We start from the raw sequence: 11,614 nt of genomic DNA, 5'->3' as shown, positions 1-11,614 counted from the left end.
GTGCTCGCCATCGACGCGGGCAACAGCAAGACCGACGTGGCGCTCGTCGCCGCCGACGGGCGGGTGCTCGGCGCCGCCCGCGGCGGCGGGTTCCAGCCGCCGGTGGTGGGTGTCGGGCCCGCCACGGCGGCAGTGGCCGAGATCGTGGCCCGGGCGGTCGCGGACGCCGGACTCGCCGCCCGGGAGGGGGGCGGCGAGGACGGCAGACCGCTGACCGCGTACACCTCGGCATGCCTGGCCAACGCCGACCTGCCGATAGAGGAGCAGCGACTGGAGGCGGCCCTGCACGCCTACGGCTGGGCGCACACCACCCGGGTCGCCAACGACACCTTCGCGATCCTGCGGGCCGGCGTCGACGAGCCGCGCGGGGTGGCGGTGGTGTGCGGCGCCGGCATCAACTGCGTCGGCATGCTGCCCGACGGGCGCACCGCCAGATTCCCGGCGATCGGCAAGATCTCCGGGGACTGGGGCGGCGGCTCCGGGCTGGCCGACGAGGCGCTGTGGTACGCCGCCAGGGCCGAGGACGGCCGCGGCGAGCCCACCGAGCTGGCCCGTACGCTGCCCGGCCACTTCGGCCTCGCCTCGATGTACGCGCTGATCGAGGCGCTGCACCTGGAGACGCTGCCGGCCGAGCGGAAGTACGAGCTGACGCCGGTGCTCTTCGCGACCTCGGACGCCGGCGACCCGGTGGCCAGGACGATCCTGGCCCGGCAGGCCGAGGAGATCACGGCGCTGGCCGTGGTCGCGCTCGGCCGCCTCGACCTGCTCGACGAGGAGGCCGACGTGGTGCTCGGCGGCGGGGTGATGGCGGCCCGCAACCCGTATCTGATGGACGCCCTGGCCGAACGGCTCACCGCCCGCGCCCCCAAGGCGCGCACCAAGGTGGTGACCGCGCCACCGGTGCTCGGCGCGGCGCTGCTCGGCCTCGACCAGCTGGCCGCGCCGCCGCAGGCGCACGCCACGCTGCGGGCGCACTACGGCTGAGCCGCCGCACGGCCGTCCCCGCTCCCCCGCGGGGAACGGCCCGCCCGGCAGCGGGCGTCCGCGGGCCACAGCGGGCGGCGGCGGCGGGAACCGAACCCGTATGCCGCGCGTGTGATCAGGCGGGGGCGGGTAGTGACCGGGCAAGATCACACGGCCGCTGGAGGTATGGCGTCAACTGCGGCCATACTGCTGCCTGACAGCGTGACTTACCGCAGCAGCGGCAAGTCGGACCCGGGGGAGGGTATGTGACGCACACGCCGACGGGCCGCATGAGCCGGGACGCGCGCACGGGTGCGGGACTGCCCGCGCCGCGCGGCAGCGTGCCCGCGCCGCCGCCCGGCCCTCCCGGCCCGGTCCGGCGGCGCGCCTGGGCGGAGTCCGCGGCCCGGATGCGGGCCGCGGCCACCACGGAGCCCGGCAGGCTGCGCATCATCGGCGCAGTCCTCGCGCTGGTCGTGGTGGCCTTCGGGGCCGTCACCGCCTGGCAGGTCACCGACCGTTCCACCGCGGCCGACAACGTCACGAAGCACAGCGCCCCGCTCAGCGCGACCGCCGCGGAGATCTACCGCTCGCTCGCCGACGCCGACGCCACCGTCACCGGCGGCTTCCTGGTCGGCGGCCTGCAGCCCGAGAAGGACTCCGACCGCTACACGAACGACATCACCACCGCCTCCCGGCTGATCTCCGAGGCCGCGGCCAACAGCGAGGGCTCCCCGCAGGCCCGCGCCGAGATACGCACCCTCAACGAGCAGCTGCCCCAGTATGTGGAGCTGGTGACGGCGGCCCAGACCAACAACCGGCACGGCCTGCCGGTCGGCGGCGCCTATCTGCGGTACGCCAACAGCCAGATGCGCAGGCACGGCGGCCTGCTCGCCGCGGCCGACCAGCTCAACCAGATCGAGACCGACCGCCTCGGCCACGACTACAGCAGCGCCAAAGCGCTGCCGTACGCCTCGTGGGCGCTGGGCGCGGTCGCGCTGGGCGGCCTGCTGTGGGCGCAGCGCCGCCACTACCGGCGTACCAACCGGGTGTTCAACCACGGCATGGTGGCCGCGAGCGCGGCGTCCGCGGTGGTCCTGCTGTGGCTGGTGGCCGGGCACACCATCGCCCGTTCCCAGCTCGAACACTCCTACGCGCACGGCGCCCGCTCGGTGCAGGTGCTCAACAACGCGCGGATCAGCGTGCTGCAGGCCCGCGGCGACGAGAACCTGACGCTGGTCGCCCGCGGCTCAGGACAGGACTACGAGACCAAGTTCGGCGACGGCATGGAGGTGCTCGCGGGCGTCGACCCCAAGGGCGTCGGAGGTCAGCTGGCGCAGGCCCTGCGTCTGGCCGACAACTCCGCGGGCAGCGACCCCGTCAACGCGGCGGTCAAGGGCGTCCAGACCTGGCGGGCCCGGCACACCGCGGAGCGCAAGAGCGACGACAGCGGGGACTACACCACCGCGGTCGCCGAGGTCATCGGCGGTAAGGACAGCAAGGGCAAGACGGTGGACCAGACGACCGGCAGCTGCTTCGACGTGGTCGACGCGAGCCTGCAGCGGGCGGTCACCCACGAGCAGCAGGAGTTCCAGGACGCCGCCGACAGCGGCCGCGGCGCCCTGACGCTGCTGCCGTACGGAGCGGCGCTGCTCGCGGTGCTGGCAGCGGCGGGCGCGCTGGTGGGCATCGGCCGCCGTCTGTCGGAATACCGGTGACCGGGATGCCGGCGACAGCGCGCACGCGCGCGGCGCGAGCGGGAAGGAGACGGACGGTGGGTGGACATCGGCGCGGCTGGGGCGGAGTCGCGGGGATGGCGGTGGCCTGCACGCTGGCCGTCCTCGGCGCGCTCGTCCCGCTGCGGGACGCCCCGGCCCCGGTGCCCGCGGCGAACCCCGGCCAGCCGGCCAGGGCGGACTACGCCGCGACGCACGACGCCTCCGGCGACTGCTCGGGGCCCGTGCTCAGCCTCGACCCGAACGGCGGCACCAGCGACGGCGCCGCCGTGGCCCGGATCAGGAAGCACGGCAAGCTGATGGTCGGAGTGGACCAGAACAGCTACCTGTGGGGCTTCCGCGACCCGGCCACCGGCGACTTCGCCGGTTTCGACATCGACATCGTCAAGGCCATCGCCAAGGACATCCTGGGCGACGAGAACGCGGTGCAGTACCTGACGGTGCCCACCGCCGACCGGATCGACGCGATCAAGGACCACCGGGTCGACATGGTGGTCCGCACCATGACCATGAACTGCCAGCGGGCCAAGGACGTCGCCTTCTCCGTCGCCTACTTCAAGGCCGGCCAGCAGATCCTGACCCTGGACGGCTCCCCGATCACCGGCTTCGACGACTCGCTGGCCGGCAGGACGGTCTGCACCGCGACCGGTTCGACCGGCGACGACGAACTCAGGAAGGGCTCGCACGGGGCCTCCGTGCTGTACGTCGCCAACCAGCTCGACTGCCTGGTGCGGCTGCAACTGGGCCTCGCCGACGCCGTCTTCACCGACAACGCGCTCGGCGCGGGACAGGCCGCCCAGGACCCGACGGTGCACCTGGTGGGGAAGCCCGTCACCGTGGAGCCGTACGGTGTGGCCATGAACCTGTCCGACACCGACCTGGTGCGGCGGGTCAACAGAGTGCTCAACACCTATCGCACCGACGGTTCGTGGCAGGCGTCGTACGACCACTGGCTGGCGGCCGACCTTCCGCACATGAAGCCGCCGGCGCCGCAGTACAAATAGGTCCGGGCAGGGTGGGAAGAGAGGGCGGCGTGATGGCGGTCGCGGGACCATCCGGACCGGTGATGGGACGGGAGGACGTCGACCGTGCCCTGGCGCGGCTGGCCACCGAGCACGAGGCGATCGAGTCCTCGCTGCTCTCGCTCCAGGACCACTCGGGCCGCCGGCTGCTGGAGGGCGCGGAGCTGACCGGCGTCACCAAGGAGCGCTGGGCCGAGACCGACGCGGCGATCACCGCCCTGTGGACGCACTTCGAGGCGTATACCGACGCTCTCACCACGGCCCGCGAGATCCGCTCACGGCGCCGCTGGCCGACCCAGACCGAGCTGCGGCGGCTGACCGACCTGCTCAGCGGCGACGGTGTCAGCGTGAGCGGCGGCGCCGTCCCCGACAGCGCCCGCTCGCTGACCGGGCCGGCCCGGCTGACCGAACAGCTGAGCCTGCAGCAGCTGCTGGCCAGGATGAACGGGTGGTACGACCAGGCGATGGAGACCGTCGCCGCGGCCGACTCCGTCTGGTCGGCGCTGCCCGCCCGGATAGACCTGCTGGCCGCCGAGACCCAGCGGGTGCGCTCGCTCGCGCACTCGGTGGGGGTGCGCCCCGGGGCGCACCCCTCGGGTGACGAGCTGGAGGACCTGATCGCGGAGCTGACCGAGCTGCGCGCGCAGAGCGTCTCCGACCCGCTGGCCTTCTGGCGGGCGCGGCCCACCCCCGGCCGGCCCGACACCTCGCGCTACGAGCAGGCCGGCCGCCGTCTCGACGACATCCGCCGCGAGGTCGAGGCGGTGCTGCACGTCAGGGACGACGCCGAGCACCGGCTGGTGCGGCTGCGCGACGTGCTCTCCCGCGCCGACCGCACCCTGACCGAGGCGCGCAGCGCCCGGGTGGAGGTGCTGTCGAAGATCCTCGCCTCCGACGTGCCCGCGGTCAGCGGCCCGGCCTCGGTGCTGCACGAACAGCTCGCGGCAGCTGAGGAGTTCACCAGGTCGGCGCAGTGGCACCGGCTCTCGCCGCTGCTGGACAGCCTGGAGGAGCACGCCGACGACGAACTGCTGCGCGCCAGGGAGTCGCTGACCGCGGTGACCGCGCCGCTGGCGGTACGGGCCGAGCTGCGCGGCCGGCTGGACGCCTACCGCGCGAAGGTCGCCAGGCTCGGCATGGCGGAGGACCCGCTGCTGATCGAACGCTACGACCAGGCACGGCGGTTGCTGTGGAGCGCGCCCTGCGACCTGGCGGCGGCCGAGCGGACCGTACAGCGCTACCAGCAGGCGGTGGCCGAGACCGGCGGCCAGCGCCCGCAGGGTCCGCCGCAGGACCGGCGGTGATCAGCGGCTCGCGCGGGCGTCCCCCGCCGTTCCCGCGGGATTCGCAACCGTCGCGTACGGTACGACCGTCGTAGCCGGTACGGGTCGGGTCCGTCGGGGTTCCGGCGGGGCCGGCGGCGTCCGCGCGAGGGAGCCGGATCCGGGTCCGGCGGTGGTGGCACACCAGGGGAAGGGCTGAGGGGGACACAGTGAGCAAGTGCCAACGGCCGGGCTGCGGCGGGACCTTGGAGGACGTGGGCGGCGGCGAGCTGTACTGCGACAGCTGCGGTCTCGCACCGCTGGCCGCGCCCGCCGCGCAGGTACCCGTGTCCGTACCGCCGCCCGCCCAGCCGCCGCGCGCCCCGGGGGCGTCGGGCGCCGACTCCGGGCGTACGTCGACCTCCACCTCCCTGCGGTCCTCCAAGTCCTCCTCCCGGGCCTCCAGGCGCTCGGTGTCGGGGCGGCTGTCGCAGACGCTGGCCGGTACGGCGGCCGCCCGCTCGGTGTCGGTGCGCAGCAGCCGCAGCGGCTCCGCGGGTACGGGGCGCGGCAAGCTCGGCGCCGGACTGGTCACCGTCCCCACCGTGCCGCGGCCCGACCCGGCCGCCGCGGTGCTGGCCAACCCCGAGGTGCCGGAGCGCAAGCGGTTCTGCAGCAAGGGCGACTGCGGGGCGCCGGTGGGCCGCAGCCGCGGCGACCGGCCGGGGCGCACCGAGGGCTACTGCACCAAGTGCGGCCACCCGTACTCGTTCTCGCCCAAGCTGCGCCCGGGCGACGTGGTGCACGGGCAGTACCACGTGGTGGGCTGCCTGGCCCACGGCGGGCTCGGCTGGATCTACCTGGCGGTGGACCGCGCGGTCTCCGACCGCTGGGTGGTGCTCAAGGGCCTGCTCGACACCGGGGACGAGGACGCGCTGGCCGCGGCGGTCTCCGAGCGGCGCTTCCTCGCCGAGATCGAGCACCCCAACATCGTGCGGATCTACAACTTCGTCGAGCACCTGGACCAGCGCACCGGCACCCTCGACGGCTACATCGTCATGGCCTACGTCGGCGGCAAGTCGCTCAAGGAGATCGCCAACGAGCGCCGCGCCCCCGACGGCAGGCGCGCCCCGCTGCCGGTCGCGCAGGCCATCGCCTTCGCCATCGAGGCCCTGGAGGCGCTCGGCCACCTGCACAGCCGCAACCTGCTCTACTGCGACTTCAAGGTCGACAACGCCATCCAGACCGAGGACCGGCTGGAACTCATCGACATGGGCGCGGTCCGCCGGATGGACGACACCGAGTCGGCGATCTACGGCACGGTGGGCTACCAGGCCCCCGAGGTCGCCGAGGTGGGCCCGTCGGTGGCCTCCGACCTCTACACGGTCGCGCGCACGCTCGCGGTGCTGACCTTCGACTTCCAGGGCTACACCAACGTCTTCGTCGACAGCCTGCCCGACCCGGGCCACATCGACGTCTTCTCCCGCTACGAGTCCTTCTACCGCCTCCTGGTACGGGCCACCGACCCCGACCCGGACAAGCGGTTCGCCTCCGCCGAGGAGATGTCCGACCAGCTGCTGGGGGTGCTGCGGGAGGTCGTCGCCCTGGAGACCGGGGTGCAGCGGCCGGCCCTGTCCACGCTGTTCGGCCCCGAACTGCGGGTGGTGGACACCGACCTGGTCCGTGCGGTGGCCGGCGACGCCTCGGCGCTCGGCGCGGACCGGGCGCTGGAGAAGGCCGCCAGACGCCGCGACAAGGCCGGGTTGAGATCGGCGGCACAGGGCGGTAACGGCGCGGGCGCAAACGGCGCGGCCATCGGCGCGGCGTTCCCGCCGGGCACGGCGATGGGCCCCGGGTTGCCGCCCGGTGCGGTGCCGACCCAACTGCCGGGCCCCGGCGGCCATCCGGCGACGGCGCCCACCCCGGCGTGGGGGCCCCCGCTCCCGGTGGTCGCGCGGCTCGACACCACCGCGGCCGTCCTGGCGCTCCCTGTCCCGCACGTCGACCCGGGCGACCCCAACGCCGGTTTCCTGGCGGGGCTTTCCGCCGCCGCCCCCGGCGAACTGGTCGCCGCCCTGCAGTCGGCGCCGGTCGACTCGGTCGAGCGGCGGCTGCGCGAGGTCCGCGCCCGGCTGGAGCTCGACGACCCGTTCGGCGCGCAGCAGTTGCTCGGCTCGCTGGCCCACCCCGACGACAACGCGGACTGGCGGGTGGTGTGGCACCGCGGCCTCGTGGCGCTGTGCACCGGCGACCACGAGACGGCCGCGCTGAGCTTCGACGCGGTCTACGACGCCTTCCCCGGCGAGCAGGCGCCGAAGCTGGCGCTGGGCGTATGCGCCGAGGTGCTGCACCAGCTCGACAACGCCGCTGAGTACTACCGCCTGGTGTGGACCAGCGACCACAGCTACGTCAGCGCCGCCTTCGGCCTGGCCCGGGTGCTGCTCGCCTCCGGCGACCGGGCGGGCGCGGTCGCCGCGCTGGAGTCGGTGCCGGAATCCTCCATCCACTACACGGCCGCGCGAGTCGCCGCGATCAGGGCCCGGCTGCGCGACCGCTCGCCGCACGAGCCGCTGCTGCCCGACCTGCGGGCGGCAGGACTGCAGGTCGAGGCGCTGCAACGGCAGGGCCTGGACTCCGACCGGCGCGAGCAGCTGGCCACCGAAGTGCTGGGCAGCGCACTGGACTGGGTGCTCGCGGGCCGTGTCGGGGAGCACATGGCGGCCCCCGCGGGCGTACCGTCGTCGGCATCCGGCGCCCCTGCCGTGCTGGGGGCCGACATGACCGAGCGGGGCCTGCGGTTCGGCCTCGAACGCTCGTACCGGGTCCTGGCAAGGCTCGCCCAGCAGGGCAGTACGAGGATCGAACTGGTGGAACGCGCCAACCGCTTCCGCCCCAGGACGTGGGTGTAACCAGATGCCACCACTGCCCGAGTCGGCGCCGGCGGCGCAGTCCGCCACACCGACCGCCTGCCCCGACTGCGCGGAGCCGCTGGACGCGGACGACCGCTACTGCGGCAGCTGCGGTCTCGACCTGACCGCTCCGGTCGCGGCCGCACCGGCCCGACCGGCCGCTCCCCCGGCCGCGTCACCGCCCGGCGGAGCGGACGCCGGCCTCGCGGAGGCGCCGGCGACCGACGCCTTCGTGCTGGCCCCGCCCCAGCCCGCCCGGCCCCCGTCGGCCGCCGACGGCGACACCCTCGCCCTCGGCGTCGCCGTGCCCGGCGCGCGGCTGTCCGACCCGCGCGCGGAGCCGCCGGCGCCCGGCGGCCCGGTGTGCGTGGCCTGCGGGCTCGGCGGGGTGGACGACGACGGCTACTGCGAGCACTGCGGGCACGCGCAGCCGCGCCAGCGGGACCACCAGGAGCAGGAGTTGGCGGGCGTGGCCGCGGTCAGCGACCGCGGGCTGCGGCACCACCGCAACGAGGACGCCTTCGCGGTGGCGACCACCTCGCTGCCGGACGGCACCCCCGCGGTGGCCGCGGTGGTGTGCGACGGCGTGTCCACCGCCTACCGCCCCGACGACGCCTCGGCGGCCGCGTCCGCCGCGGGCCGCGAGTCGCTGCTCGCCGCCCTGGAGCGCGGCACCCCGGCGGAGGACGCCATGCGCGGCGCCCTGATGTCGGCCTTCGACGCGGTGACGGCGCTCGCGGCGGAGGAGGAGCCGGCGGGCGGCGTCCCGCACCACAACGCCCCGGCGTGCACCTGCGTCAGCGCGGTGGTGACCGGCCCGGTCTTCACCGTCGGCTGGATCGGCGACAGCCGTGCGTACTGGATCCCTGACGACCGTACGCTGCCCGCCTCCCGGCTGACCGAGGACGACTCGTGGGCGGCCAGGATGGTCGCGGCGGACCTGATGTCGGAGGCCGAGGCCTACGCCGACGTGCGGGCGCACGCCATCACCGGCTGGCTGGGCGCCGACGCGGTGGAGGTCGACCCGCATGTGGCCGCCTTCCAGCCGGAGGGTCCCGGAGTGATCGTGGTGTGCACCGACGGGCTGTGGAACTACGCCGAGTCGGCCGCCGAGATGGCCGAGGCGATCCCGGCCGACGCACGCAGCCGCCCGCTGCACAGCGCGCGCACCCTGCTGGGTGTGGCACTGGACGGCGGCGGCCACGACAACGTAACGGTCGCGGTGCTGCCGTTCCCGGCCGCCGTGTCCCGGGCAGGATTCCCATCCGCGTAGCTTCCGGACAAGCTGGGCGGGGCTGTGAACGGGCTTCAAAGGAGCGCAGGAAGCGATGGCCATTCTCTCGAAACCGAACATGCCGCAGTTCTCGGTCGACGTCTACCAGAACGAATACCTGCCGGAGGGCGGCCGCGAGGTCAACGCCATCGTGACGGTCACCTCCACCGGTGGCGGCACCACCGGCGGCCACCCCCTGCCCGGCGCGGCCGCCGGCGCGCGGAACGGGCCGGCCGCGGGCGTGGTGGTCATGGTCGACTGCTCGGGGTCGATGGAGTATCCGCCGACCAAGATGCGCAACGCGCGGGACGCCACCGCGGTCGCGATCGACGCGATACGCGACGGCGTCGCCTTCGCGGTGATCGGCGGTACGCACGTGGCGCGCGAGGTCTTCCCGGCCAACGGCGGCCTGGCGGTGGCCGATCCGGCGACCCGCGCCCAGGCCAGGCAGGCGCTGCGCCGGCTGACGGCAGGCGGCGGCACCGCGATCGGCACCTGGCTGCGGCTGGCCGACAAGCTGCTCTCGTCCGGCGACGCGGCCATCCGCCACGGGATCCTGCTGACCGACGGCCGCAACGAGCATGAGAAACCCGAGGAGTTGCAGTCGGCGCTGGACTCCTGTGCGGGTCGCTTCACCTGCGACGCCCGCGGGGTGGGGACCGACTGGGAGGTCAAGGAGCTGACCGGGATCGCCTCCGCGTTGCTCGGCTCGGTGGACATCGTCGCCGATCCCGCGGGCCTGGCCGCGGACTTCCAGGCGATGATGGAGAAGGCGATGGGCAAGGAGGTCGCCGACGTCAGCCTCCGGCTGTGGACCCCGCAGGGCTCCGAGATCGTCTTCGTCAAGCAGGTCGCACCGGTCGTGGAGGACGTGACCGCCCGCCGCGTCGAGGCGGGCCCGCGGGCCGGCGACTACCCGACCGGCTCGTGGGGCGACGAGTCCCGCGACTACCACGTGTGCGTGCGGGTGCCGAACGCCGGTGTCGGCCAGGAGATGCTCGCCGCCCGGCTGTCGCTGGTGCTGCCGCAGCCCGACGGCACCCCGCAGGTGCTCGGGCAGGGCCTGGTGCGGGCGTTGTGGACCGACGACATGGCGGCCTCGACCCGGATCAACCCGCAGGTCGCGCACTACACCGGCCAGGCCGAGCTCGCCCAGGCCATCCAGCAGGGCCTGGAGGCCCGCAAGTCCGGTGACATGGACGGCGCGACCTCCAAACTCGGCCGCGCGGTGCAGCTCGCCAGCGCCCTGGGCAACGAGGACACCGCCAAGCTGCTGGCGAAGGTGGTCGACGTCGTCGACGCGCCGAGCGGTACTGTGCGGCTCAAGGCCCGTGTCGCCGACGCCGACGAGATGACCCTGGAGACGCGGTCGACGAAGACCGTGCGGGTGAAGAAATAGCGCACGAGCGACGCCGGAGGGCGGCGTCACGCAGCAGCTTCGCGCACAACCTGGTGATCCGCCCCGGGGGGCGGAGGGGGAGCCGGCACGATGCTTTGTCCTAACGGCCACGAGTCCGCGGCCACCGACTGGTGCGAGACCTGCGGTATGCGCATGCCCGCGCCGCCGTCCTCGTCGTACAGCTCGCGGCCCCCGTCCTCGGCGGCGTCCTCCTCCTCGACGCCGCCGGTCTCGCCCCAGCCCGCCTTCGGCCACGACCCGGCCGGGGCCGGCGCCGCGGGTCCCGTGCAGCAGTGCCCGGCGTGCGGGACGCCGCGGGAGGGCACGGCGCTGTTCTGCGAGGAGTGCCGCTACAACTTCCAGACGCACTCGGCCACCACCTTCGTACCGCCCGCCCCGCACATCACCCCGACGGCGCCGGACCAGCCGCCCTACCAGCGTTACGACTCGCAGCTGTCGCGGCCCTCCCGCGTCAACCGGCCCGCGGAGCCGCTGCCGTCGGAGTCGGTCACGGTGACCTCGGGCTCGGGGGACTTCCTGCTCGACCCGCCGAGCGCGCCGACCGCCGCGCCCGCCGCCCCGCCGCCGGTGGCCGCGTCGAGCGCGGCGCCCGCGAAGCCCGTACCCGGCAAGGGCAGCGCGTGGCTGGCGGTGATCGCCGCGGACCGGGAGTATTTCACCGCGGTGATGGCGCGCAGCGGCCCGGACGCGGGCGGCCTGTACTTCCCTGCCTTCTCCCCCGAGTTCGAACTGCCGCTGACCGGCCACCAGATCACCATCGGGCGGCAGCGGCACAGCACGGGCGAGTCGCCCGACATCGACCTGTCCCGCGCGCCGGAGGACCCGGGCGTCTCCCACAAGCACGCGGTGCTGGTCCAGCAGCCGGACGGCTCCTGGTCGGTGGTCGACCAGGACTCGACCAACGGCACCACGGTCAACCTCGCCGAGGACCCGATCCCCGCCTACACCCCGATCCCGCTGGCCGAGGGCGACCGCGTCCACGTCGGCGCCTGGACGACCATCACCATCCGCCGGCTCTGAGCCCCGTCG

8 protein-coding genes are annotated in these 11,614 nt (G+C 74.5%); all 8 read left to right on the top strand.

Annotated features, from left to right (window positions below):
* The 8 genes from OG702_RS24420 to OG702_RS24385 all read left to right on the top strand — a co-directional run bounded on the left by OG702_RS24420 (position 1) and on the right by OG702_RS24385 (position 11,605).
* Positions 1-984, top strand: a complete 984-nt coding sequence (locus tag OG702_RS24420) for an N-acetylglucosamine kinase (protein ID WP_327291071.1) — start codon at positions 1-3, stop codon at positions 982-984.
* A gap of 245 nt (positions 985-1,229) precedes the next feature.
* Entirely contained in the window at positions 1,230-2,681 is a 1,452-nt protein-coding gene (locus OG702_RS24415) for a hypothetical protein (protein WP_327291070.1), read from the top strand.
* Positions 2,682-2,737: 56 nt separating this feature from the next.
* Positions 2,738-3,703 carry a glutamate ABC transporter substrate-binding protein gene (locus OG702_RS24410; protein ID WP_327291069.1) on the top strand — a complete coding sequence of 322 codons (966 nt, stop codon included), beginning with the start codon at positions 2,738-2,740 and terminating at the stop codon, positions 3,701-3,703.
* A 32-nt stretch (positions 3,704-3,735) separates the two neighbouring features.
* Positions 3,736-5,025, top strand: a complete 1,290-nt coding sequence (locus OG702_RS24405) for a hypothetical protein (protein WP_327293353.1) — start codon at positions 3,736-3,738, stop codon at positions 5,023-5,025.
* Between the two features lie 188 nt (positions 5,026-5,213).
* Positions 5,214-7,892 (top strand): serine/threonine-protein kinase, encoded by a 2,679-nt coding sequence (locus tag OG702_RS24400; RefSeq protein WP_327291068.1) that lies wholly within the window; start codon positions 5,214-5,216, stop codon positions 7,890-7,892.
* Between the two features lie 4 nt (positions 7,893-7,896).
* Complete coding sequence (locus OG702_RS24395; RefSeq protein ID WP_327291067.1) at positions 7,897-9,165, top strand: PP2C family protein-serine/threonine phosphatase; 1,269 nt, start codon at positions 7,897-7,899, stop codon at positions 9,163-9,165.
* Positions 9,166-9,220: 55 nt separating this feature from the next.
* A complete protein-coding gene (locus OG702_RS24390) occupies positions 9,221-10,564 on the top strand; it encodes a vWA domain-containing protein (protein ID WP_327291066.1) in 1,344 nt (447 codons plus the stop codon).
* A gap of 90 nt (positions 10,565-10,654) precedes the next feature.
* On the top strand, positions 10,655-11,605 hold the full coding sequence (locus OG702_RS24385) for an FHA domain-containing protein (protein WP_327291065.1): 951 nt from the start codon (positions 10,655-10,657) through the stop codon (positions 11,603-11,605).
* Positions 11,606-11,614: the final 9 nt, after the last annotated feature.

Origin of the sequence: Streptomyces sp. NBC_01198 (assembly GCF_036010485.1) — a bacterium.
GTDB lineage: Bacteria > Actinomycetota > Actinomycetes > Streptomycetales > Streptomycetaceae > Actinacidiphila.
This window is presented reverse-complemented; position numbering and strand designations above follow the sequence as displayed.